This is a genomic window from Alteromonas sp. BMJM2, assembly GCF_027257845.1.
Taxonomy (GTDB): domain Bacteria; phylum Pseudomonadota; class Gammaproteobacteria; order Enterobacterales; family Alteromonadaceae; genus Alteromonas.
In genome coordinates this window covers 64,014-89,162 of the sequence record NZ_JAPVOT010000008.1, presented here as the reverse complement: position 1 = coordinate 89,162, position 25,149 = coordinate 64,014, and the positions used below count along the sequence as shown (strand labels likewise).

The 25,149-nt window shown below is 44.8% G+C and carries 22 protein-coding genes, 5 tRNA genes and 1 pseudogene; 5 read left to right on the top strand and 23 right to left on the bottom strand.

What is annotated here, in order from left to right; all coding sequences use genetic code 11:
* Positions 1 to 8: 8 nt before the first annotated feature.
* The 16 genes and pseudogenes from cobB to O9X84_RS10590 form a co-directional block, all read right to left on the bottom strand.
* Positions 9 to 734: a Sir2 family NAD+-dependent deacetylase gene (gene cobB, locus O9X84_RS10665; protein ID WP_269519740.1), complete on the bottom strand. Its 726-nt coding sequence runs from the start codon at positions 732 to 734 to the stop codon at positions 9 to 11.
* A 101-nt stretch (positions 735 to 835) separates the two neighbouring features.
* A complete protein-coding gene (locus O9X84_RS10660; RefSeq protein WP_269519739.1) occupies positions 836 to 1,663 on the bottom strand; it encodes a sulfurtransferase in 828 nt (275 codons plus the stop codon).
* A gap of 119 nt (positions 1,664 to 1,782) precedes the next feature.
* On the bottom strand, positions 1,783 to 2,280 hold the full coding sequence (tpx, locus tag O9X84_RS10655) for a thiol peroxidase (protein WP_269519738.1): 498 nt from the start codon (positions 2,278 to 2,280) through the stop codon (positions 1,783 to 1,785).
* Between the two features lie 76 nt (positions 2,281 to 2,356).
* The gene (locus O9X84_RS10650) at positions 2,357 to 3,040 is read right to left on the bottom strand and encodes a tRNA-uridine aminocarboxypropyltransferase (protein ID WP_269519842.1); all 684 of its coding nucleotides are present in this window, start codon (positions 3,038 to 3,040) and stop codon (positions 2,357 to 2,359) included.
* A 447-nt stretch (positions 3,041 to 3,487) separates the two neighbouring features.
* Positions 3,488 to 3,780: pseudogene (locus O9X84_RS10645) on the bottom strand (hypothetical protein).
* Positions 3,781 to 4,067: 287 nt separating this feature from the next.
* Positions 4,068 to 4,154, bottom strand: a tRNA-Leu gene (locus O9X84_RS10640).
* 58 nt (positions 4,155 to 4,212) lie between these two features.
* Positions 4,213 to 4,286, bottom strand: a tRNA-Cys gene (locus O9X84_RS10635).
* A gap of 64 nt (positions 4,287 to 4,350) precedes the next feature.
* Positions 4,351 to 4,426: transfer RNA gene (locus O9X84_RS10630), tRNA-Gly, on the bottom strand.
* A 169-nt stretch (positions 4,427 to 4,595) separates the two neighbouring features.
* Positions 4,596 to 5,168: a CDP-diacylglycerol--glycerol-3-phosphate 3-phosphatidyltransferase gene (gene pgsA, locus O9X84_RS10625; RefSeq protein ID WP_032096271.1), complete on the bottom strand. Its 573-nt coding sequence runs from the start codon at positions 5,166 to 5,168 to the stop codon at positions 4,596 to 4,598.
* A gap of 114 nt (positions 5,169 to 5,282) precedes the next feature.
* A complete protein-coding gene (uvrC, locus tag O9X84_RS10620) occupies positions 5,283 to 7,100 on the bottom strand; it encodes an excinuclease ABC subunit UvrC (protein WP_269519737.1) in 1,818 nt (605 codons plus the stop codon).
* A gap of 18 nt (positions 7,101 to 7,118) precedes the next feature.
* Positions 7,119 to 7,763, bottom strand: coding sequence for a UvrY/SirA/GacA family response regulator transcription factor (gene uvrY / locus O9X84_RS10615; protein ID WP_269519736.1), 645 nt, complete (start codon positions 7,761 to 7,763; stop codon positions 7,119 to 7,121).
* A gap of 224 nt (positions 7,764 to 7,987) precedes the next feature.
* Positions 7,988 to 9,334, bottom strand: coding sequence for an aminotransferase class I/II-fold pyridoxal phosphate-dependent enzyme (locus O9X84_RS10610; RefSeq protein ID WP_269519734.1), 1,347 nt, complete (start codon positions 9,332 to 9,334; stop codon positions 7,988 to 7,990).
* Between the two features lie 9 nt (positions 9,335 to 9,343).
* Positions 9,344 to 11,452: a 5-histidylcysteine sulfoxide synthase gene (gene ovoA / locus O9X84_RS10605; protein WP_269519733.1), complete on the bottom strand. Its 2,109-nt coding sequence runs from the start codon at positions 11,450 to 11,452 to the stop codon at positions 9,344 to 9,346.
* A gap of 383 nt (positions 11,453 to 11,835) precedes the next feature.
* Positions 11,836 to 11,927: transfer RNA gene (locus tag O9X84_RS10600), tRNA-Ser, on the bottom strand.
* Positions 11,928 to 12,203: 276 nt separating this feature from the next.
* Positions 12,204 to 13,670: a DUF3360 family protein gene (locus O9X84_RS10595; protein ID WP_269519732.1), complete on the bottom strand. Its 1,467-nt coding sequence runs from the start codon at positions 13,668 to 13,670 to the stop codon at positions 12,204 to 12,206.
* Positions 13,671 to 13,832: 162 nt separating this feature from the next.
* A tRNA-Ser gene (locus O9X84_RS10590) sits at positions 13,833 to 13,924 on the bottom strand.
* Between the two features lie 239 nt (positions 13,925 to 14,163).
* Here O9X84_RS10590 and O9X84_RS10585 point away from each other — a divergent pair.
* From O9X84_RS10585 to O9X84_RS10565, 5 genes are all read left to right on the top strand, one after another.
* Entirely contained in the window at positions 14,164 to 14,829 is a 666-nt protein-coding gene (locus O9X84_RS10585) for a Bax inhibitor-1/YccA family protein (protein WP_269519731.1), read from the top strand.
* 64 nt (positions 14,830 to 14,893) lie between these two features.
* Positions 14,894 to 15,283 (top strand): sulfurtransferase complex subunit TusD, encoded by a 390-nt coding sequence (tusD, locus tag O9X84_RS10580; protein ID WP_269519729.1) that lies wholly within the window; start codon positions 14,894 to 14,896, stop codon positions 15,281 to 15,283.
* On the top strand, positions 15,283 to 15,651 hold the full coding sequence (locus tag O9X84_RS10575) for a DsrE family protein (protein ID WP_269519727.1): 369 nt from the start codon (positions 15,283 to 15,285) through the stop codon (positions 15,649 to 15,651). The genes tusD and O9X84_RS10575 overlap by 1 nt, the downstream gene beginning before the upstream one ends.
* The gene (locus O9X84_RS10570) at positions 15,651 to 16,016 is read left to right on the top strand and encodes a DsrH/TusB family sulfur metabolism protein (protein ID WP_269519725.1); all 366 of its coding nucleotides are present in this window, start codon (positions 15,651 to 15,653) and stop codon (positions 16,014 to 16,016) included. Before O9X84_RS10575 ends, O9X84_RS10570 begins: the two co-directional genes overlap by 1 nt.
* A 249-nt stretch (positions 16,017 to 16,265) precedes the next feature.
* A complete protein-coding gene (locus tag O9X84_RS10565) occupies positions 16,266 to 16,613 on the top strand; it encodes a TusE/DsrC/DsvC family sulfur relay protein (RefSeq protein ID WP_269519724.1) in 348 nt (115 codons plus the stop codon).
* A 194-nt stretch (positions 16,614 to 16,807) separates the two neighbouring features.
* Here the strand turns inward: O9X84_RS10565 and O9X84_RS10560 are convergent, their stop codons facing one another.
* From O9X84_RS10560 to lrp, 7 genes are all read right to left on the bottom strand, one after another.
* A complete protein-coding gene (locus O9X84_RS10560) occupies positions 16,808 to 17,503 on the bottom strand; it encodes an SOS response-associated peptidase family protein (protein ID WP_269519723.1) in 696 nt (231 codons plus the stop codon).
* Between the two features lie 252 nt (positions 17,504 to 17,755).
* Positions 17,756 to 19,051, bottom strand: coding sequence for a serine--tRNA ligase (serS, locus tag O9X84_RS10555; protein ID WP_269519722.1), 1,296 nt, complete (start codon positions 19,049 to 19,051; stop codon positions 17,756 to 17,758).
* Between the two features lie 10 nt (positions 19,052 to 19,061).
* A complete protein-coding gene (gene crcB, locus O9X84_RS10550; RefSeq protein ID WP_269519721.1) occupies positions 19,062 to 19,457 on the bottom strand; it encodes a fluoride efflux transporter CrcB in 396 nt (131 codons plus the stop codon).
* 12 nt (positions 19,458 to 19,469) lie between these two features.
* On the bottom strand, positions 19,470 to 20,777 hold the full coding sequence (locus O9X84_RS10545) for a replication-associated recombination protein A (protein WP_269519720.1): 1,308 nt from the start codon (positions 20,775 to 20,777) through the stop codon (positions 19,470 to 19,472).
* Positions 20,764 to 21,543 carry an outer membrane lipoprotein chaperone LolA gene (lolA, locus tag O9X84_RS10540; RefSeq protein WP_269519718.1) on the bottom strand — a complete coding sequence of 260 codons (780 nt, stop codon included), beginning with the start codon at positions 21,541 to 21,543 and terminating at the stop codon, positions 20,764 to 20,766. The genes O9X84_RS10545 and lolA overlap by 14 nt, the downstream gene beginning before the upstream one ends.
* A gap of 4 nt (positions 21,544 to 21,547) precedes the next feature.
* Positions 21,548 to 24,403: a DNA translocase FtsK gene (locus O9X84_RS10535; RefSeq protein ID WP_269519717.1), complete on the bottom strand. Its 2,856-nt coding sequence runs from the start codon at positions 24,401 to 24,403 to the stop codon at positions 21,548 to 21,550.
* Positions 24,404 to 24,625: 222 nt separating this feature from the next.
* Positions 24,626 to 25,111 (bottom strand): leucine-responsive transcriptional regulator Lrp, encoded by a 486-nt coding sequence (lrp, locus tag O9X84_RS10530; RefSeq protein ID WP_269519716.1) that lies wholly within the window; start codon positions 25,109 to 25,111, stop codon positions 24,626 to 24,628.
* Positions 25,112 to 25,149 lie beyond the last annotated feature (38 nt).

Genomic DNA, 25,149 nt, shown 5'->3' with positions numbered 1-25,149 from the left:
TTTGTCTTCTATTTGGTATATTGAGCAATAGTGTCGTCGACCCATTTCGGCACAACTTCTGAGGCCAACCCCGTAAGCGACTCATCAAATAATGCATTTGAGCTGCCGGGCTCTAAATTCGCCTCAATTGTGTGGGCACCCGCGCTTTTAGCTAGCTGCACGAAGCCCGCTGCTGGATACACATTACCAGAGGTACCAATGGCGATAAAAATGTCTGCGGTAGAAATATGTGACATTATTTCGTCCATATACATGGGCATTTCACCAAACCAGACTATGTCTGGTCTTAAGGTTTTATTGCTACAGCAAGGACACGCCGTATTACCATCAAATGACTCAGACCATTCAAATGTTTGGTTTGAGAAACTACATCGAGCAGAGAGAAGTTCGCCGTGCATATGCAGCACACGCTCGCTGCCCCCGCGTTCATGCAAATTATCGACGTTTTGTGTCACTAACACCAATTGCGCTTTCCAATGCTGCTCTAATGTAGCAAGTGCATGGTGAGCCTTATTGGCAGACACTTGGTTGTCTTGCAATTGTGCTCTGCGCGCATTGTAAAACCGATATACTAACTCAGGGTTGTTTTCGAAGGCTTGTGGTGTTGCCACCTCTTCAACGCTGTGATTTTCCCACAGGCCGTTATTATCGCGAAAGGTTTTTAAACCTGATTCGGCAGAAATGCCTGCACCAGTCAGTACCACGATTTTTGGCAGTGTTTTTATTTGAGTCATGGTTTTCAATCCATTGGAATGACTATGTCTGATTCGTTGGTTCTATGGTTCTATAGTGTTGAGTCTTTATTGTTAAATTGTACCTAAGCGTTAATCAACAGTTAATCAACAACAACAGGATATTGAGGATCGGCACCCCACTCTGACCAAGAGCCGTCATAAATGGAGACTTCTTTCGCGCCACATAAAAGGGCGGCAAAACCAACAACACATGCTGTAATTCCCGACCCACAGGTACAAATAATCGGCAAAGATAAATTTATACCTGCACGCTCAAAAGCTTGCTTGAGCGAGTCTATAGGGAGATAGCGACCGTTATCAATAAGACTACCGAAGGGCAAGTTTAATGCGCCAGGCATATGACCTGAGCGCACACCTGCACGAGGTTCAGATACTTCCCCTCTAAAACGAGGTGTACTTCTCGCATCTACCAGTTGTGCATCTGTATTGAGAGACTGAAGCACCGCACTGGAATTGACAAACCATCCATTGCGAGGCGACGGGTGGTAAGTCAGTTTGCCAAAGTGCTGTTGCTCCGATACAGGAAGACCTGCGGCTTTCCAAGCAGGCTGCCCACCATCAAGTAAATACACATCATTGTGACCTAGCGCTTTTAGCATCCACCAAGCACGAGGCGCGCTATAAATGCCTCTCGTATCATAGGCGACGACGGTGGTGTTTGCTGTTATGCCCTGCTTACCTAAATATACTGCGAGATCTTCGGCAGACGGCATACTGTGGGGAAAGCCAGTGGCATGATCGCTGCCCTCACCGTCTAGGTCTAAATCGACAGAGGCCGGCAACACCATGGCCCCACGCTTGTCGGGTGTTTGGGTAAGCGGATCATCCATCAACGCTCGCAGAAGGGTTACAGGTTTCTCCTGAATTTTACTGGCAAGCTCTCCAACTTGAAGTAACGTTGATGTCATAGGTGTCTCCTAAAAATACAAATCGCAGTATGTATAAATACATTGGGTACCGCTGACACGCTTATTTATGCCAGCGGTTTCCAATCGATTATATAAACTGCACAATCAATTAAGAGAGTTTAGCTCAACGCAGCAACTGCGGCATCATAATTTGGTTCTTCAGTCGTTTCAGCTACTTGCTCTGTGTAAACCACGTTACCTTTGGTATCGATAACAACAACACAACGGGACATTAAACCTGTTAATGGTGCTGATTCAAACGCAACACCGTAGTCGTCGCCAAATGAAGAGCGGAATGTAGAACCGGTAATAACATTCTCAATTCCCTCGGCACCACAAAAGCGGCCTGCAGCAAACGGTAAGTCTGCTGACACACAAATTACGACGGTATTGTCTAGTGTTGCGGCATGTTCATTGAACTTGCGTACCGATGTGGCACAGGTTCCAGTATCAACTGATGGAAAGATGTTTAATACAACTTGCTTTCCAGACAAGTCAGACAAAGCAACTTCGCTTAAATCTGCTTTAACTAGCGTAAATGCAGGTGCACTTGCGCCTACACTGGGTAATTCGCCTACCGTTTTTACTTCATTACCTTGAAATGTTACTGATGACATTAATAATCTCCGAATGGCTAGTTGAAAAAATGTAGCGACCAGAGTGTCGCAAATAATGCTTAGGCTTGTAAACGTATTACTTCACCTGCGCACTGGCAAAGTCTAGTTTGTCGCGCAAATGAGGTTTTCCTTTTACATATTCTCGCCGAAAAATACTGAAATACTGAGCAAGCTTTTCTGCCCCTTCTTTTTCGTCAGCCATAGCCAATATATGCACCCCAACCTCTGCGGTGCAGTGTTGAAATATATGCGATGACTCACGCAGCAAATAATCAGATGAGCCTTCAAGGTTCACCCCTAAAACGGGCAAGTTTGAAAGGTAATCACTTTTACTGAACATTTTTTTAGCTTCGCGCCAGGTTCCATCGAGAAAAATAAAAAGAAGCTTTTTCTCAGCTGACACAGGCGGTTTGTCAATGCGGTGGATTTCGTTGGCATATTCGTGGGGAAACACCACAACAGGCTGATAGGCGGGGTTATTAATCATTGCCAGCATATCTGCTGCTGGCTCAGTGCGGTGCCACAAAAATGCGTAATTTTCCTTCACCACATCGGCAATTAACCGACCCGTATTCGTGGGCTTAAAGTACTCCCCCTTGTACATGAGAATTAACACGGCGACATCCGTGCCCAATTCAGGTTTGTAGGCACAAATACATTGAGGAATAGGCAGAAGGCACGCATTACAGCGTTTCACTTTGCTTCCTCGAGCATGAAATGGGCGCTCTGCTTTTAATAGCTCTTGGGCGCGCAGCGCCATAACTGAGTTCAACGGTTACCCTTACCAATGGATGATCAATACTATTGCGAATAGTACCACATTTGCCGTAACTCTCCTGTTAGTACAACTTTGCTTATTGTGGAAATACAGCCCTTCGCCAAAGATATTGGCAAGCACCGAGGTGAGCTTAAACGGCGCAATTGCGCTAAAAAACTTCTCCCTTTGATGTGGGGCGTCATTAAAGTATTCGGGGCTTGTTAACGAGTGCATGTTAACCAGCCTGTAATCGTATATGGCTTGCTCGTTTTTTTTAGTCCAGGTTTCGTAAATGCGGTCGACGTGGGTTTCTATCTGGGTAATTTCTTCGTTATTGAAAAAATTCCTTAAGATGATAAATCCGCACTCATTAAATTACGCGTCCAACGTCATGTACTCACCGCATCTGTGGTTTACTGAGACTGTATAGAATTTTAGTCGATAGCCATTTTATACGCTAGCTGCACTGTTTTGCAGTAGATCCCATTTGTTTCCGTATAGATCTTGGAAAACGACAACGGTGCCATACTCTTCGACCCTGGGCTCTTCGTCAAACACAACACCACTGCCTTTCATGTGCTCATAGTCTCGCCAAAAGTTTACGCTCACCGCTTCCCTTCGTCTAATGCAATGCCGTTGACTAAAACGAACTGTAGTTTTTCAATATAAAACTCAAGGGCATCATCGTAATCATCGACAACGATAGAAATACCGCCAATGTGTTGCTTCAGGGGTTGTGACATGATGTGTTCACTAATCTAAAGAATAGATATAGGGGCGCAAGGTCACGCGAAGCAAACATACAACGCCAATGCTTTCATTCGCTGCAATGCACTGTGTCTAAATTTAAAGAGTTTGAATTAAGAGCGTTGGACAATAGAGTTATGAGCAACAGAGTGTTGGGCAAAAATGATTTATGAATATAACTGCTTACAGCAACATTTAATGGTATTGATGCTTAATACTAAAGAGTGTATTAGATTGAGAATTGATTGTATGGGAAACATGCAAAAGGTGTGCAATCATAAAATGGTGCCCGGGGCCGGACTTGAACCGGCACGCTGTTACCAGCGAGGGATTTTAAATCCCTTGTGTCTACCAATTTCACCACCCGGGCATTGGGTTGCTTTTCAGCGAGGTGTCAGGCGTAGAACCTGATGTAGCGTTACAGATTATGGAGGCGGAACCCGGAGTCGAACCGAGATCCACGGATTTGCAATCCGCTGCATAGCCATTCTGCCATTCCGCCGTAGTAATCTGACTGCAGTGTTAATTTATACTTCAAAATAACAACTACATAATGCCAGCGATTTTGGAGCGGGAAACGAGATTCGAACTCGCGACCCCGACCTTGGCAAGGTCGTGCTCTACCAACTGAGCTATTCCCGCACTCTTAAATCGTACATCTCGTTAGGTTTATGTCCTCTCGAAATGTGGGGTGCATTTTACCTACCCATTCAAAACTGTCAATACGAAAACACGTTTAAATTGAGATAAATGCATGTTTTGACGATCGTTTGCTATTTTTTTATTCAACTTGGTTAAAGCGCGATCAATTTTAATTTGACGCAACACCTTTCAGGTGTGGCCAAGCCGCTTTTGTATAAACAACCATTGACCAAATTGACAGCACCGCTGCGATATAAAGAAGAATATAACCTAAAGTTACCCAATAAATTGGGAAGCCCATGAAAGTTTCAAGCCCTGAAAGTAAACCGATTAACGCCAACATTTGCGCTGTGGTTTTCGCTTTACCGATAAAAGACACTTTTACTGCATCGCGAACGCCACTAGAACCCATCCACTCCCGCAGTGCTGATACATAAATTTCTCTTACCAATAAGGCCACTGCTGGTAGCGTAATCCATAAGGTGGCATAACTGTGGGTGATCATGAGTAATGCAGTGGCAACGATAAGTTTATCCGCCACGGGGTCGAGAAAGGCGCCAAATGGCGTCGACTGCTCGAGCTTTCTTGCGAGGTAACCGTCAAACCAATCCGTGATGGCGGCAAGCCAAAATACGAATGCACCGGCCTCGTGGGCCCAACGCCAATCTAGAAAGTAAACAACAACGAAAACAGGAATTAAAATTACTCTGAATAAAGTAATACAATTTGGAACATTCCACATAAAAGATATATCTCAGGTTTTGCCAACGAGGGCATTTTTTAGAGCTAGCCTTTACGGCCTATAATTCCACACACCTTACCTTAATTTAATCATTAATGCTTGCCAGTCACTATGTTATTGGTGCAGGTGGTCGTAAATAGTGTCGGCTAATTCTTGACTGATACCAGGGACATTGGCAATTTCGTTCTTACTGGCTTTTTTGAGCCCGTGTAAACCGCCCATGAATTTCAACAGCGTTTGGCGGCGTTTTGCACCAATACCTGGTATAGATTCTAAGCTCGAGGTGGTTTTCACTTTCTGGCGTCTATTTCTATGCCCTGTTATCGCAAATCTGTGAGACTCATCCCGTATATGCTGCACTAAATGAAGGGCGGGAGAATGGCTATCCATTGGCAGTACGTCGTGACTGCCCGCCAATATAAGGGTTTCTAATCCTGGTTTTCTTGTGGTGCCCTTTGCAACGCCCAATAACATTGGCTTTTTATCGTGTGGCCAGTCCTCAAAAAATGACTCGGCTTGCGCTAGTTGGCCTTTACCGCCATCAATTAACAACAGGTCAGGTATTTTTTGGACTTCTTTCACTGACTTGTATCGGCGTTTTAAAGCTTGCGCCATCGCCGCGTAATCATCGCCTGGTGTTATGCCTTCAATGTTATAGCGGCGGTAATCGCTCTTTAACGGCCCTTCTCTGTTAAACACCACGCAGGACGCCACGGTTTGCTCACCAGAAGTATGACTGATATCGAAACATTCCATACGCTGAATGGGGCTGTCTACTTCCATCGCCGTTTCTAAATCGAGGTATCGCGCAAACACTGATTTTTGTTGGCTGTATTGCGCATCAAGAGCAGACTCTGCGTTGGTTTGCGCCAGCTCCAAATATTGTCGTTTTTCTTCGCGAGCACCTTTAAAGAAGGTGACTTTATGCCCTGCTTCACTACTGAGCACCGAAGAAATTGCTGATTCATCACTTAACGTATTCGCCAACACAATCTGTTTTGGTATGGTTTTGTTGCCAGCTAGGTAAAACTGAAGGAAGAATGACTCGAATACTTCATTTTCATCGGCAATGGTGGGTACTTTTGGGAAGAATGCTTTACTGCCCAACAGCTGACCTTCACGAATAAACATCACCTGTATACAGGCCATGTTGCCTTTAAATGCGAAGCCAAACACATCCATTTCGTCCTGAGTACCGGCTACCCACTGGCGCTCCTGCACCTTTCGCAATGCATTAATTTGATCTCTGTAGCGAGCCGCTGCCTCGAAGTTAAGTGACTCACTCGCCTTTTCCATGTTATCAACTAAGCTGCCAATTACCTGTTGATTTTTGCCCTTCAAAAACAAACGAGCAAAATTCACCTGTTCTTTATACTCTTCATCAGACACGTAGCCTTCAACACAGGGGGCACTGCACCGCTGCATTTGATATTGCAAACACGGGCGGCTGCGAGCTCGGTAGTAACTGTCTTCACACTGCCGTACCGGGAAGATCCTCTGCATGGATCTTAAGCTTTCCCTTACCGACCATGCACTGGGGTAAGGACCAAAGTATTCCCCCTTCTTCTTTTGCGGGCCGCGATGAAATGATAAACGTGGATGTTCGTGCTCAGAGAGAAAAATAAACGGGTAAGATTTATCATCGCGCATCACTACGTTGTAGCGTGGCTTATACTTTTTAATAAAATTGTTTTCTAACAGGAACGCTTCGGTTTCACTGTTAACAACGGTAACGTCCATATGCGCAATCTGACTAACTAATGAGCGCGTTTTGGCATTATCTACATTAGTTCGAAAATAACTGGAGACACGTTTTTTTAAATTTTTTGCCTTTCCAACATAAATAACGTCGTCCTGCTGGCTGTACATTCGGTACACCCCAGGTTGCGACGTTAGATTTTTGAGAAACGCTGCTGAATCAAATGCAGACATAGTGTGAAACGTTTACACCTATAACAAATTAGAGTCGATGAGCTTATGACGTAAAGCAAGGTGAGTAAGTTCAACATCGGTGGCAACACCAAGCTTTTCAAACATTCTGTAGCGATAGGTATTAACGGTTTTGGGGTTGATACTCAGTTCGCTGGCGATTTCAGGAACCCGTTTCCCCTTGGTTAACCGCATTGCTATGCTCAATTCCCGTGACGAAAGTTCGTTAAACGGATTATCTGAACGGGGCGACAATCTCCCTACGGCAATACTGTTAGCCACATCGCTATCGACGTATTTTTGCCCTGCCATTACCTTGTGAATAGCACGTATGACTTCTTCTGGCTCGGCGTCTTTGGTTAAAAAACCAAACGCGCCAGCTTCCATCACCTGCATAGGAATTGGGCTTTCAGTATGCATAGACAAGCAAATAACTCGCGTATTTTCAGACATACGAACTATTTTCTTGGTTGCCTCTAGCCCGCCTATCCCCGGCATATTCACATCCATGAGTATTACATCTGGCGCATTCTTTCTGCACAACTGAACCGCATCTTCACCACTTTTTGCTTCTGCGAGAATTTTAAAATCTGCAACATCTTCCAAAATACGGCGGATCCCGGTTCTCACCAATTCATGGTCGTCTACTAGGATAATTTTGATCACTTATTTATCTCACTGTCTTTGCGACTGCCCTTGCGTTTTCACCTGCTCTAGCACGGCTTTTTATTTGTGGCTTTGCGCATAGCTTTATTTTATTGGGAGTTCTTACACTCACCTTGCATATCCACCTTTAGTGCAATAGTACCATGAGATGGCATTTCGTGAACCTATGTTAAAAGTAGTATTTGTTGCAAACTTATATCACTAGGCTATAAGTCTGTTGAGGCCTAACGAAAAAATAATCTATCTAACGCGTTTACTATTTGTAATGGGTGACAAGCGAGGTTCAGTCGAATCCAACCAGGTGCATTAAATTGATTGCCATCACTGCCTATCACGCCGCGGCTAACACAACTATCAAAGGTTGAAGCAGGGTTAAAAGTACCCTTTTTTGACAACGCTGATGAGCTTACCTTTTTATCAGCGCAGGTCGCTGTTTTCGACAAGTTAAGCCATAAGAAGTAACCCGCTTTACCCATCGTATATTCACAACTAACGTTCTGCTGTTTAAAGTAGAAGTGAACTAGCTTGCGATTGAGCCCAAGTGCCTTGCGAATATTATCTAACCAGTCGTGACCAAAACTATAGGCAGCTTTAAGCGCAACTTGCGATAGGCAGCTTGCCTCAAGGTGCCTAGAGGCAATAGCAGTACTAAATTTCGCTCTTAATTCAGCGTCTTCAATAATGGCATAGGAAGCGCCTGGAATGGCGGCCAAATTAAAGGCTTTCGACACGCCGCTAATATGAATGATGCCTTTTTGTGCCACAACATCGCAATGGGAGCCAAAAAGCGGGATAGGTAGTGGTTCATCGTTACTTAAAAAGCCAAATTCACTGTGTATCTCATCAGTGATAATAAGTATGCCATGCTCGTTGCAAAACCGAATAAGTTCGCTTTGACAAGATGCCGATAGCACCTGCCCTGTTGGATTATTGGGATGGCACAGGACAAATGCAGTGGCGTTTTTTGATAGCGAACTAAAATCAATAGTGTCGTCGCCATTCTCATCACGGTTTGTGTGAACGGCGTGCACTTTCAAACTGTTGTTATTGATACAGTCAACGAGGGGACCGTAAGTCGGGGTTAACACCATGACCTCATCCCCAGGAATACAGAATGTTTTAAGGGCGACGTCTACCGCGCTTATCACGCTTGCCACACTGACTACTGAGCCCGAGCTCACCGAGCATTGCTGCGCCTTAAACCATCCGTGTACTGCCTCACCAATATCGCTGTCTTGATAACCATATGCATTTTGTACATGTTCGGCTATATAAGCTGATATCTCTGGTGATGGTTTGGTATCCATGTCGGCAATCCACATCGCGATGGTATCAGCAGTTGCATCTGGATATCTGCTGGAAACAGCGGAAAATTTGAGCCTAGCTGATACGTCATACTCCTGTGGATTTACCCTTTCCCATACATCTTGATAGGCAAGAAACTCGGCAGGCACTGCGCCTGCCTGTGCATTATCTGGGCTATTCCTACAACTATCCTTATCGCTATTGTTCAAATCACTAATTTCCGTGCCGCTAATATCCTTACCGAGACTACCCATACTGCAAGGCATTGCTGTTCTTTACTTTTTTTCAAAAACGTTAAATTCAGACAGCGTATGCTGATGTTTGCGCTTAGTTTCTCGAATTACAAATGGAATGTCCTTCGGCTGTCCAACGCGAACTAAGTTGGGGCTTAACGCTTGCTCAAGTGCGTCAGTAGAACTCAGTGTCTCGCCATTCTCATCTTTATAACCACCAAGCCACTCGTTACGCTCTGTGTATTCTTCTAACCAAGTGAATGGGCTAGCAATAATAAGAAGACCACCGGGGTTTAAGCGTTCGCTCATATCCGCAAGTACTTTTCGTGGGCTGTACACTCTATCAATAAGGTTACCCATAAAGATAAGGTCGTACCCTGTTAGCTGAGGTTTAAGGTTACAGGCATCGCCTTGTGAAAATGAGACCTTATCTACGGTGTTTTCAAGGCCCATGGCACTGAGCTTACGAGATTTGAATGACGTTAACTCACCCTCTTCAATCAAGTTGTAGCGTACCTCACCGCGCTCTTGCATGGAAAATGCGGTTTTTATAAAACGTGCTGAAAAATCAACGCCGTCTACGTGTTCGAAATGGGTCGCTAGCTCGAAGGTAGAACGCCCTACTGCGCAGCCTAAATCAAGCGCTTTCGCTGATGCTCTACCGGCCATTTGCTGAATACAAAACTCTGCACTTGCTTTAGCAAAGTTTGCAACACCATGGTATTCGTCGCCATAATGAAATTCGCTGTACTGTGATACCTGCGTATCGCTTTCATAATCTAAATCATTCACTTGAATTACACTCTCACCTTGTACATATCGAAATCCAGCGTGCTGGAAGAAGTGGCGTCTAAACGCATAACGGCTGTCTTTCATTGCCTCGTTACCCGTTGATATCCAACTGCCGCCTTTAATTAGGTTGTGCTTATTGTCAAAGGTTGGCGTAGTAAAGTCGTCGTATAACGGATGCACTTTAAAACCATCAAAAGGATAAATAGGCGTTTCAGTCCATTGCCATACATTACCCACTACGTCATAGAATTCACCGGTTTGGTTGGTATTTATCGGCTCGCTTGATGCATACTTTTGAAGGGCGATATTGAAACCATCTCGGTATACCGCTTGGGTAAGCCCGGCCTCATCACGCATTCGCAACCATTCATTCTCGGTAGGTAGGCGGATGACTTTGCCACTTTTTTCGCTTTTATAATTACAGAACGCTTTCGCTTCGTGGTAGTTCACGTCAACAGGCCAATCTAATGGCAGCGCAAATTCCTCAGTCATGCTTCGATACACAAAACCAGACTCGGTTTTAGACCAAAATAAGGGATGCTTTGCTTTGGTATAAAGCCGCCAGCTATTGCCTTCCTCTTCCCAGTATTCTGCTTTATCGTAGCCGCCGTCTTCAACAAACGATAAAAACTCGCCATTGCTCACCAAAAACTTGGACGCTTTAAAATCGTTCACATGCGCGTTAAGCGTGCCATATTCATTATCCCAGCCATAGTATTGATTATCCCAAGATTTATTTTGAGAAATATCGCCAGACGACACGTTAACAAAATCGTTCACTGGTACCTTGTCTAGGCTGGTCACAGAATCGCTGCAGCGAGGCCAAGTATCTTGAGGCTTAACAAACGAAAGCGGTAGTTGGCGCATAAGCACTGAAGACGTTTCAAGGTGGATCCTCTCGTGTTCAATACCCATCACAATTGGCCACATGGGGCTTTCCCAATCTATTGGCATAGAGAAACTAATAGTATCAATGAGGTCGCACATAAGCGTGCGCACTTGGTCTCGGTATGCTCTTACTTCATCAACGGTTGGCCAATCGTAGTTATTGTCATTGAGGTCGTCCCAGCTCATTTCATCAACGCCGATGGCAAATAATGATTCAAAACGAGGATTTATCCGTTCATTTATCGCTTTGGAAAGAATGAGTTTGTTGATAAAAAATGTTGCTGTGTGGCCAAAGTAGAAAATCAGCGGATGACGGAGTCGTTCAGCACGCTGATAAAAAGCCTCATCACTGCTTAAGCATGAAAAGAGTGATTCATAGGTATCGAATGAGTCGAGAAAATACGTTTTCACTTCCATACGTTTTTGCTCAACAGAACCTTCGTTTAGTTTGAGCGTTGACATTGCCTGCATATATTCCTCGTTTTTATTCTTTTATTAATGTTTGCCTGTCTACTCCTAAGGAAGACATGGAGCATCGCTTCAAATGCCGACGCAAAAAGCATTAATATTTCGTTATATACTAGTTGTAGCAAAAATCCGCTGCATTATCAGACTTTTCTGTATTGGTTTTACAACGGAGCTATATGATGGGATGAACCTTAAATACCCCACATGCATTGGTTGAGATCAAAAGTTCTTCTCTAAAAATAGTGAAAATAAGGATGTATCACTGACATACCGCAGTGAATGAAATTAAGAAGCCGTATTTTGAATTGAAAGTATTATGAGTCAGTGTAAAGAGTGTTTGTTACAGGCAAAAAAAAACCCGCACATTGTGCGGGCTTCTTTCAATATGGCGGAGAGTGAGGGATTCGAACCCCCGGTGGGTTTGACCCCACGTCTGATTTCAAGTCAGGTGCATTAAACCGAGCTCTGCCAACTCTCCTTAAGTGCTGCGTATAATAATGATTTTGGCTGGCCTGTAAAGCTCTTATTTCAATAAAATCAATCAACTGGCGAATTGGTGAACAATGTGATTATATTTTGATTTGTAGTAACAAAAATTGAGCAATTCGTACTTATCTTTACAACGACTAAGCACTGCAACGACTAAGCCTCTATTCGGTTTCACTTCAATTTCACAATAGAGGCTTAGTGCACAGCACAATCACTATTAATAGACTAACGCTGCTCTTAATTTTCTTATTACTCGAATTTTTCGCTAAACACGAAAAGACGACATGATGGCCGGCACACCGGGAAACATGCCAATCAACGCCATTACCGTACATAGCACGATAAAGGTGATGCCCGGTATTAGCCACCTACCCGCCTTGCCAAGATCTAACGCTCGCTCTTTACACCCTACAATACCCAGGTTATCCAGCAGCATCGTAAACGACCATCCAAATACGGGGTTCACCAGCACTGAACTGATGACAACAAGCGCTGCAGATTGGGTTGTTTTACCCTCTCGGGTCATTTGCATGCCAGCCTCCATAAGAGGCAGAAACACGCCAACAATAAGGGCGACACATAACACTGGAGGCCAAATTGCCAAGTCCATGGGATAACCCCAAATTGCCGCTACCACGCACAACAGGCCTGTTATTATTGCGCCACCGGGTATGGGTCTGCGGGCAATTGACGCTGGAATAATATAGGTTCCCCATGATGAGGCAATATTGCCACCGCCAAGCGCTGAGCCTATTGCTTGTCGACTAGACGCAGCAATCATAGTGTCATCTATATTCATGTAGGCATTTTCACTATTTTTAGGATAGCTCAGTTTTTGGAACACTTGCTGACCGAGAAAATCCGGTGACCACATAGCCACGGCCAACACAGCAAAAGGTAATACGGCAACAAAATGAGACCAATCGGGTAGCCCTAGCTGCCAACCGGTATTCTCACCCCACCAATAGGCTGGGTTTAAATTTGGCATACCTGGCGAGGTCGTGAATTCAAAAGGCGCGCCCATCGCAAGTGCGATTACCGCGGCCATGACGGCCCCAAGAGGAATGGCTAACCAGCGCTTTTTAATGTGCTCGAGCCATGCAAACATCACAATAGTAGCAATGAGTACAACAAACGCTAAATAGCCCATATTGAAACCTTCGGCCCATTCAAACAGTTTTTTTACCTGCCCAGTAATGCCTATAAAGCCGAGATACAGTAAAAGACCACCGCACACACCGTTACTGGTTAGCCTTGCAAGCAGGCTTCCCCCTTTGGTGATCCCCAATAAAAAGCCCAGTACGCCAATTAATAACCCTAACGCCATGGGATGGCCACCCGATGCAACCATTAAAGGCACTAGAGGTAATAAAGGCCCGTGGGTGCCGGCCAAGTTAGCCGATGGATTCAGAAAACCGGATATCAGAACCACAAACAAAACGGCGGCGATAAGTAGCTCAAAGCGAACGTTCTCTATGACAAATTCCGGCGATAAACCAAGTGGTGCGGCGAAAGCCCCTACCACTGCGGCAACCATGACAATTTTACCTATAGTAGCTGCCATGCCTGGAATGAAGTCTTCCCACTCAATGCGGTAATCTTTAAAAGGAAGATTCGGACGCCAGCGTTTCACAGACAATATTTGTAATTCGTGATTGAGATAATCATCTCGGGTTTCGAAAGAGTGACTTGGCTTATGCAGTTCTTTATATGAAGCGCTATCTTGAGACACAAAACACCTGTGGGTTGCTAAAAGGAAGCACAAGGGTAAACAGGTGTAAGGAGGGTAACAATGCGACTGTAGTCTTAGTCAAAAGTCTAATCAGCGCCGATCCGTAGGTATATTTTCTTTTGCCATAAAAAAACCCGCAACAATGTGCGGGTTTCTCTAATCTGGCGGAGAGTGAGGGATTCGAACCCCCGGTGGGTTTGACCCCACGTCTGATTTCAAGTCAGGTGCATTAAACCGAGCTCTGCCAACTCTCCAGAAGTGCTGCGTATCTTAATGATATTTTTTTCGCTGTAAAGGGAAAAATGAAAAAAGTTATTCAAGTGCTTACAAATCAGACAAATACATTAAATGCTGCGTATCAAGGGTGTTTTTATAAGCATATAACATCATTTTCATCTGAAACTACTTGAAAATGGGAACTAAAACCCATACAACATAGACTTAATACAAGTGTACCAGTTGTGGTCATATCATAGTCCTATTGGAGGAAACAATGGATCAACGTTCGATGTATTCTAGTGCATCTCAACCATCGGTATTGCAGACGAACAAGGTTCTACGCAACACCTACATGCTGCTTGCGATGACACTAGCGTTTAGTGCAGTTTGTGCAGGTGTCGCCATGGCAGTAGGTATTTCTCCTATGATGTCATTAGGCATGACCATAGGCGCATTTATCACTTTATTTGTAGTTCAAAAGAAAGCAGACACATCATCAGGTATTTTTTGGGTGTTTGCGTTTACAGGTTTAATGGGCGCATCCCTCGGCTACACATTAAATTTCTATCTAGGCGTGGCGGGACCAGGTCTGATAATGGAAGCATTAGGCGCAACGGCTCTCGTGTTTTTTGCCCTATCAGGCTACGTACTGACGACTAAGAAAGACTTCTCATTTATGGGTGGCTTTTTGGTTGTAGGTTTAGTGGTAGTGCTTGTTGCTGCAATTGCGAACATCTTCTTTGCAGTGCCAGCGGTAAGCCTAGCAATCAGTGCAGCCATCGTATTTATTATGTCTGGTTTCATCTTGTATGACACGAGCCGCATTATCCACGGTGGTGAAACAAACTACATTCGCGCTACTGTGTCGCTTTACTTGAACATATATAACTTGTTCACTGCGATACTTCACCTACTAGGTGCATTTGGCGGCGACGACTAAACAAGCGTTTAATACGTAAAACAAACACCCCTTAATCGGGGTGTTTTTGTTTGGAACACTTTTTATGGCGCAATATTCAGTTTTAATTACCTCATCGCCCTTTCATGGCGACAGTACACTTCGTGCGCTTCAGTTTATTGCGGGCGTGATTGACAGTGGCAGCACTATTGATAATGTCTTTTTTTATGGTGATGGGGTTTATCATACCAACAATCTTATGCTTGAGGCTGGTGGTGAGTGCTTTAGCTTTGGTGAGTGGAAAAAGCTATCTGAAGCCCATAACGTAAAACTGTTGGTGTGCATTACCGCTGCGGTAAAACGCGGTATTGTGAGCGAACAGGAAGCGGTTAATAACGGCATCGCTTCTGCTAATTTAACCGCTCCTTTTATTCAGGCTGGCTTGGGCGAGTTTTTTACTGAGTTACATAATTGCACTAGGTTGGTACAATTTTAATGGCAAGTTTACTTATCCGATTTACCCAGAGCCCTTATGGCAGCGCGTTTAGTCAAGACGGGCTAGACTTTGCGCTTGCAGCAACAAATTATGGGCATACGGTTCACGTTCTTTTTGAAGGTGAAGGGGTATTCCAGCTTGTTCAAACAGCATCAACAAAAGGGATAAAGAACCACAGTAAACGTTTAGCCTCTATGCCTTTATTTGATATTGAAGAGTGCTTTATCTGTAAAGATAGCGTCGACGCTTTTGCAATCGATAGCGTGCTTTTAAATACCGGATTAATAGAAGAACTCGAAGGACAACTGCTAAGCGCTTCACAGCGACTGGCATTAATTCAACGTGCTGATCACGTGGTAACCTTTTAATGATTATCAATATTACCAGTACACAGCTTTCAGATAGCAACACAGCACTAATTAATGCCGTTTTCGAAGCAAATAATGAGTCGGCTTCTAATACCGGTGTTAAAACAGACCAAGCCACTGACTCTGCGCTCATCATTATATTTTCTGGCGATGGCGTTTTTGCACAATCTGGTATTGCTTCACTATTAGCTAAGCGTAAAGCGTTGTCGAACGAAGCCGAAGCGAGCCCCAGCAAGACTATGCTTTTTGCAGTAAAAGCAGATTTAGAGCTTCGAGGTGCGTGTGTTGTGAAAAATGTTTCACTAATCAATCACCGAGAATTTGCAGAGCTAGCGAATCGTCATCAACAATGGGTTACGCTCTGAGTTTATGGGTTAGATTGGTTTGCGTTAAAGTGTGGGTGGGCTGTATTTAGTAAAGCATATTTGGTGAAGCATTTTTGGTGAAGCGTATTTGGAGGTTTATAAAGGTGATATGGCCTAGTAAAGAGAAATCGTGGCACTGAAATGACCTATTAGAAGACGCTTCGAAATAGCCTTGCAAGAACTCACTACGAAAAAAGCCAATAGATAGACCTAAGAGAAAAATCTAAGAGAAAGACGAACGAGAGAAATATGTCACAAGAGACGTTTAGCTTTACCTACAACGGAAATGAAATTCCAACAGACAAAGCGGGTTACCTGCTAGATTATACGTTGTGGGATGAGGGAATGGTGCCCTTACTGGCCCAAGAAGAGAGTATTGAGCTAAGCGATGCACACTGGGAAGTCGTTCGTTTTGTTCGTGAGTTTTATGAAGAGTATGAAACAAGCCCCGCTATTAGAGCGCTGGTTAAAGCCATGGCAAACAAGTTTGGCCCCGAAAAAGGAAATAGCCGCTATTTACAGCGGTTGTTCAAAAAAGGCCCAGCCAAACAAGCAACAAAGCTAGCTGGCCTACCAAAACCTGCGCGCTGCCTATAACGCCTCTATTAAAATGTACTTTCCTAATAAAGTGTTCTTCCCTTATATGCCTTTCTCTAATATGCCCTTCTTTAATATGTGGAGCACAAATAGTGCCACTGGCATTTTACTAGAGACTATTATCACAACATCATAGAAAAAAGCTGTTTTACCGACATAGCAGCTATCCCATTAGATGCTGTGTAGGCTCTTTATCATTTGGAAGCTGGCAGTATAGTTGTGGGTGCTAAAGGTTCGCCGCTTTTAAAGGTTTTCACTTTAGTGACTTCCAGGTCGCAGTAAATTTTTGGGTTAGACAATAGTTCATCGACAGCTTCGTGGTCCTCATTCCCAAGCCAAGCGTTGATAACTTCTTTATCGTGGGGTAAGAAACAAGGAATGGATTTTTCGTGATACTGGCTAAAATCAGGTCTTGGCGGCCGCGTTACCACTGCACATGAAAAGCACCCGTTACTAAACATTCGATAGACCACACCCAGCAGCATGGCGCCGCTGGTAGGACGCATTAAATACTGTGATTTAACCTTAGCAGAAAGATTAGACTCTCCCACTGCAGTAGCGACAACAACTCCACGCCGTTTAGATATTGCTTTATGCCAGTAAGGGCTATCCAAATTTCTTGCATTAAAGGTGGTGCGATCACCAAGCGCTAATGTCTCGCCAGCGGGGCTCGCGTCAAACCACCACGTTGCATTTATAGTGCGCTTACTATCTACAATAAGGTTAGAGATACGTTTATCTACCGCTTTGCCAAATGCTGGATAAAAATTGAGTGTATCGCTATGCTGTGCCTCATCGTTAAAAAGCGGAATGGTTTCACCTAATCCCACTTCCTCAAGCAGTTCTAAAACCGCGGGGGCGTTTGTCTCTCGTTGAATAAAACCGCACACATAGCCTCCCTGTTTTTACACTTATTAGACTTCTAATAAGAATTGCAATTTTCTAGCAAATACAATGATGGTTAACCAAAATTCGCGTTACGCATAACCGATTACACCAGCAAATACAAAAAAAGCCTGAGGTAGAAACCATCAGGCCTTTATTGTACGTCTAATTAAAAACCTTTTAATACAATACTTTAGATATGAACAAGTGCGAGTAGCTGCCTACAGTGTTCAACAAGTATTGCAAAGCCTCTCAGTTTACTGAACCTTAAGTACTTCAACACCGCCCATGTAAGGGACTAGTGCTTTAGGTACCGTTACGCTGCCGTCGGCTTGCTGATTATTCTCTAAAATAGCAACCAATGTGCGCCCTACTGCTAAACCTGAACCATTCAATGTGTGAAGCAACTCAGGCTTATTGGTTTCAGGGTTACGGAAGCGAGCCTGCATACGACGGGCTTGGAAATCTAACATGTTAGAACACGAAGAGATTTCTCTGTAGGTGTTTTGGGCTGGTAACCACACTTCCAAATCGTAGGTTTTACACGCACCAAAGCCCATATCACCAGTGCACAGCAACATTTTACGGTAAGGTAATTCAAGCTTTTGCAGGATTGCTTCAGCGTGACTAGTAAGCGCTTCAAGTGCTTCAAAGCTATCTTCAGGCTTTACTAGCTGCACTAATTCCACTTTATCGAATTGATGCTGACGAATAAGGCCTCGCGTATCGCGACCGTATGAGCCTGCCTCAGAACGAAAACACGGTGTATGGGCAGTCATTTTCACTGGCAGCGATTTAGCGTCTACTATTTCGTCGCGCACGATGTTAGTGAGTGGCACTTCTGCAGTGGGAATAAGGGATAGCCCCTGTCCTTCTTCAGTTGCTGGCTGAGTGTGAAACAAATCTTCACCAAACTTAGGAAGTTGACCTGTGCCGTATAGGCTGTCAGCGTTTACTAAGTAAGGCACATACATCTCTTGATATCCGTGCTCACCGGTATGCACATCTAACATAAACTGCGCAATCGCCCGATTTAAACGTGCAACATCGCCACGCATAACAACAAAGCGGCTGCCAGTAATTTTACTTGCCGTAGAAAAGTCGAGGCCATTGTTTAAGCGCTCGCCCACGTCTACATGGTCACTCACTTCAAAATCAAACGTTCTAGGTTGGCCCCAGCGCGATATCTCTACATTGTGATCTTCGTTCTCACCCTCTGGCACAGACTCGTCAGGCAAGTTAGGTATACCTTGGGTCATCACTGTAATTTCATCTAACAATGTAGTTAATTCAGCCTTTGCTGAATCAAGCTCATCACCAAGTTTACCAACTTCAGCTAACAAAGGCGCAATGTCTTCGCCCTGTGCCTTCGCTTTACCAATGGACTTACTGCGCACGTTACGCTCGTTCTGCAGATCCTGAGTTCTGGATTGAAGTGTTTTTCTTTTTTCTTCAAGCGAACTAAATGCTGCCACATCAAGCTTAAAACCACGGGCAGCCAAACGTTCGGCAGTTTGTTCTATATCGCTTCGCAAACACTTTGGATCTAACATGCGTTCCTACTTATCCTTTCATCAATTCAATTGCCAGCCACCCTGCTATTAAGCAAGCGCCGACATTAAGAAATACGTTTGCTATGGCCTTTAGCCACAGCCCATTTTCTAACAACGTTAGCGTTTCAATGGAAAACGTTGAGAATGTTGTAAATGCGCCTAATAACCCCACACCTAGTAGTGCGCGGTATGGCGAATCGCTCAAATCGTGACGTTCTATCAAGCCATAAAGAAGCGCCAGCGCGAATGAGCCAATGACATTTACTGTTAGTGTACCAAACGGCATGTTTTTTCCAAACCAAGAATCTACCGTTGTGGTAACAAAATAGCGTAAACATGCACCTGTCGCGCCGCCAGCGGCGATAAAACAGTACAATGTTACGCTGTGTGATACGCCAAATGACACGCTAATACCCCTTTACCGTTTGTTGTTGCTCTGTGAATTTAAGCTGTCTAAGAAATCCCGTTTCGCTTTAAGTGCCTTTTCTAAGCCCCTCTCACTTGGCTCATAGAATCGCGTTCCAACAATATTTTCAGGCAAATAAGTCTCGCCTGCCGCAAAAGCATTTGGCTCATTATGTGCGTAGCGATAACTATCGCCATGGCCGAGATCTTTCATTAACGACGTGGGAGCGTTACGTAAATGCATAGGCACTGGCGCATCTGACGTTTTTCTCGCTAATGCCTTTGCAGCACTAAACGCCATATAAACCGCATTGCTCTTTGCGGCTAATGCACAGTATACAGCAGCCTGCGCGATAGCTCGTTCGCCTTCAGCTGGACCTACGCGATGAAATGTATCCCACGCATTAATGCAAAGCTGCATGGCCCGCGGATCAGCATTGCCAATATCCTCTGAAGCGATGGCCAGCAAACGCCTACCAACGTAAAGGGCATCGCCACCACCGTCTAAAATACGCGCGTACCAGTACAAAGCCGCATCGGGATCTGAACCTCTCACCGATTTGTGAAAGGCTGAAATGAGATCGTAAAACGTATCGCCCTTATTATCGTAGCTCGCCACTTTTTGGCCAACGGCTTGCTCAATGTCGCCAATAGCAATTTCATCATTATTGGTAAAGTCGGCTGATAGCTCTAAATAAGTGAGAAGGCGTCTGGCATCACCACTGCTTAAGTCGATAAGGGCTTGTTTTGCAGGTTCTGAAATTTTTAAATGTCGTTCGCCCAGCCCTTTTTGCACATTGGCTAAAGCCCGTTCTACTAGCTCGGCCAAAGCATCATTTTCAAGTGGCTTAAGTACGTAAACTCTTACCCTAGATAACAACGCATTATTTAGCTCAAAAGACGGGTTTTCCGTGGTTGCACCGATAAACGTCACGACACCGGATTCAACGAAAGGTAAAAACGCGTCCTGCTGACTTTTATTAAAACGATGCACTTCATCAACGAATAACAGCGTACGCTGATTGTAGCGTGCGTTATCTTGAGCGCTGTCCATGGCCGCACGAATGTCTTTTACCCCAGACGTCACCGCTGAAATACGAAGCACTGTAGCGTTAGTATATTCTCCGATGAGCTCTGCTAAGGTTGTCTTTCCTGTTCCAGGGGGCCCCCACAAAATCATCGAATGACAGTGACCCGCTTCTAGCATTTTACGAAGAGGCTTATCAGGGCCTAAAAGGTGAGATTGGCCGCTGTATTCTTCAATGGTGGTAGGCCGCATACGCGCGGCCAGTGGGGCGAATGCCTGATTAACGTTGGTCATCAATTATAAAACTGTCTGGCACTTCAACCTCAAAGGTATCAGCGGCAAGTGGGAAGGTTGTTTCTATATCACTGAATGTCAGCGTGCTTATCTGTTGCTGAGCATCTAACATGGTTAACGCAGCAAGCTCGTTGTCGCTATTGAACGTAAGGGTAAGCGTTAATATTTGTCCGCCCTGCTGCTTAGGTGTTATTTGAAAGCTGCGCAAACCTGACGTGTTTTCTTGTCCTGACCTGTTTTTTTGCTCTAACAGCTGCGATAGCGCATTATCAAGCTGGCTAATAGAAAACATCGACCAAATGCTGTCGTCATTAGACGTTAATAGCATGACAGGGTTGTCTTTAATGGCATTTGCCTGAGATAGCACAGTAACCTGCTCTACAAATGTGTCTACATTCCATACGGCCTCGCCGTCGGCTATCAGTAGCGTCTCGTCTGGAAAAGTTGTTTCCCAACGCAGCTTGTCAGGACGTGTCATCACAAGCACGCCCTGTGCTTCATGTACTACATTTTGTTGGGCATCCACAACGGTTTGAGCAAAGTTAGCCCGAAACTGACGCATATCACTGAGCAGTGTTTTTAATGACGATGTGTCGTTAGTATCAATATCGCTCATTGTTTCAGGTGCGGCCATGGATTCAGAAGCAGCCATGGATTCAGGAGCAGCTTCGACTGAGGCCTGTGTTTGAGCATTTAACACAAAACTTGTTGCGCCAGCAGCCACTAAAAGCACACTGCGTACAAGGTACATTGCTTTGTTCTTCATATTGTTATTCCTTTATTGGGGGCGGCGCTATGACTTCGCGATTTCCGTTGTGCCCCTGTGCACTTACGACCCCACTCGCCTCCATTTGTTCAACTAAACGCGCTGCCCGATTGTAACCAATTCTGAATTTACGCTGCACGCTAGACACACTTGCACGGCGTGTTTCAGTAACAAATGCGACGGCATCATCGTAAAATGCGTCAAACTCTTGCTCTTCACCTTCAGGTTGCTCACCAGGCAGAAGTACTTCAGCAGACGCTTCACCGTTTAGAATTTCATCAATGTACTCGGGTTCGCCACGTTTCTGCCAATCGGCAACCACGGCATGCACTTCATGATCGTCTACAAACGCGCCATGTACTCGTGTAGGCACCGGACTTCCGGGCGGTAGGTAAAGCATGTCACCCATACCAAGCAGTGTTTCAGCACCCTGCTGGTCTAATATGGTGCGTGAATCTATTTTGCTTGATACCTGAAAAGCGATACGAGTGGGTATGTTTGCTTTTATTAATCCGGTAATGACATCTACAGACGGCCTTTGCGTGGCCAAAATAAGGTGTATGCCTGCAGCTCGCGCTTTTTGTGCAATTCGGGCAATCAATTCCTCTACTTTCTTACCAACAATCATCATCATGTCGGCAAATTCGTCTACCACAACCACAATGGCAGGTAATTTATCTAAATCTGGCGCTTCGGTTTCCATGCTCTCTTCATTTTTCCAGAGCGGATCTTTAATCGGCGTTCCATTTGCCTTAGCCTCTTCAACTTTCACGTTGTAGCCTTTGAGGTTTCTCACACCAAGTGCACTCATTAATCGATATCGGCGCTCCATTTCGCCTACACACCAGCGAAGGGCATTTGCCGCCTCTTTCATATCGGTAACTACTTCAGACAGTAAGTGAGGAATACCTTCATATACCGATAGTTCGAGCATTTTAGGATCTATCATGATCATACGAACGTCTTCAGGCGTGCTTTTATACAGCAGGCTCAAAATCATAACGTTCACACCTACCGATTTACCCGAGCCTGTTGTGCCAGCAACGAGTACATGGGGCATTTTTGCTAAATCTACAATAACTGGCTTACCGGATATATCAGCGCCAAGTACCATGGTAAGCGCCGATTTATTCGATTGAAATGCATCGCAGCTGATAACTTCGCTTAAACGAACCATTTCTCGTTGCTTGTTTGGCAGCTCTAAACCGATAACCGATTTACCTGGGATAACCTCAACCACGCGCACCGACATGGCAGACATCGCTCGCGCCAAATCTTTCGACAAACCAGTGATTTTACTTACCTTAACCCCCGGCGCTAAATCAAGCTCAAAGCGCGTAATAACAGGCCCTGGATAAACACCCACTACCGTGGCTTCAATATTAAAATCGGCTAACTTTTCCTCAACCAGGCGAGATATACCCTCAATCTCTTCTTGGGTAAGGGGGTTTTCGTGTTTATCGGCTCGCTCTAGCAAATCAAACGATGGCATGGGTGCCATGTTTTCATCAATTTCCTGTCTTGGCTTAATAGGCTTAGCACCCACTGCCGCTGGCGAAAATGGTTGTTGTACAGAAGTATCTACCGTTTTTTGAGCCATAGCAGGTTCTACGGGAGATTGACTATGCGAGTTCGCTGAGTCTTCTTCGTCGCTTGCGTAAGGCATGTCTGCGTTAAATTCGTCAAACTCGTCAAAGTCACCGATGGTTGGCTCAGCTTTTCTTGTGCTTTCACTGAAAGCGGCAGAGTTTGTTGCGTTAGGAGTCATTTCGTTAGCATCTTCATCCGCTCTACTATCAACGCTTGATTCAGCTGAATTTCCAGAATCACCCAACCTCACTTTATCCTTAACTGCCGCGCGCATGCCTGATAAAGAAAATGGCGATTTTTTCGGCTCTTTTTCGATATCCTTGGAAGACGCTGATGGCTCGTCTGAATCGTCGATGTGAGAATAAAATGGCGGTTCGCTCTCTTCATCTGACTGGCTGGTATCGTGAGTAATGTCTACCGTAAACCGTGGTTCCTGTCTCTCAGAGGGCGAATGACGCTGATTCGCCGCGCTATTATCATGTGAATTGTGAGCATTGTGTGAAGGCGCAGCAGATTGCGCTCCCCTCTCCTGCTTCTGCCCCTGCTCATGATCAAAACCAGAGCCAGAACCAGATTCATAGGCAGGCTCAGCACGCATGGTCGTAATATCAAGCTCACCTGATGAAGCGGTATTATCCTTAACACTACTGGTTATCCCTAAGCGCGGCATCTCAAAAGACAGTAACCGCTGGGGTGCAGCAATCGTTTTTTTCGTAAGCCACAAGGCGCCCTCACCGATTTTGTCAATAATGGAAAGCCAACTTACGCCGGTTAGCAATGTAAACCCTGTGCAAAAGAAACAGAGCAAAAGGAGAATGGTACCTGCGGTATTAAAATAGGGAACGAGCGCAGAACTTATAACATCTCCAACAAAGCCCCCAGCCGAAAAGTTGTAAATGTCGTCAAAGTTGATACTCGCGATCCCCGTGGCACCGAGTGCCATAAGCAAACCGCCGATAATGCGAAGACCTATTGTAAGGTAGTCAAATTCATCAAGCTCTTTAATGTGCTGAAAAAGAAACCAGCCTAAGAACGCAGCACCAAAAGGCAATAAATAGGCGAGGAAGCCGAAAGAAAATAGCAATAAATCGGCAACCCACGCGCCGGTCGCCCCCACCCAATTGTGTACATCGAGCTGAAGCCCGGCTTGACTCCATCCAGGATCGCCAGGATGAAAAGATGCTAGTGCCAGCAATAAGAAAAAGGCGAAAACACAAGCGACTATCATGCCTGCTTCCCACACTCGCTGAACCCCTGTTAATCGCGCCATAACGTTTATAAAACCTTTAATTTATCTGCCACTACTGCTTATGTAATGCGCTGTAAGTACAGGAAACCCGTTTTGTTTCCTACATTCCATTCTTTGTAACCGCTTTAAACCTTCTGCAACCGATAGGTACTGGTTCTGTAAGGTATTGAAAGCGCGCGAGTATTAAAGCACTGTATTTTTGCACAGCCTACCATAAAAGCAACATTTTGAGCCATGCTTTCATCATTTCAAATTAATGCGCAAAGAAGACGTACTTTTGACTTCTTCCATAACGACATAAGTTCTAGACTCACTGACGCCCGGCAAGCGCAGTAATGTGTCCCCTAATAGCTTTCGATAGCTAGACATATCTGCCACTCTTGCCTTCAACAAAAAATCAAAGTCGCCTGAGACTAAGTGACATTCTTGTATATCATCGTGCAATTTTACGGCAGCAGAAAATTCTGCAAAGATATCCACCGAAGTTTTGCTTAATGTTATCTCCACAAACACTAACATTGCGGCGCCAAGTTTTTCTGGATCCACAATGGCATGGTAGCCTTTTATATAGCCTTGGCTTTCCAATCGCTTAACCCGCTCGAGGCAAGGGCTGGGGCTCAGGCCCACTTCCTTAGCCAGTTCCACATTAGAAACCCGTCCGTTTTTTTGTAACTGAACCAGAATATTCCTGTCTATTCGGTCAAGGTGTTTTGGGGTTTTTACTAACATATAATATTTTTCAAAAGCCAATCATAGCCATACTATAT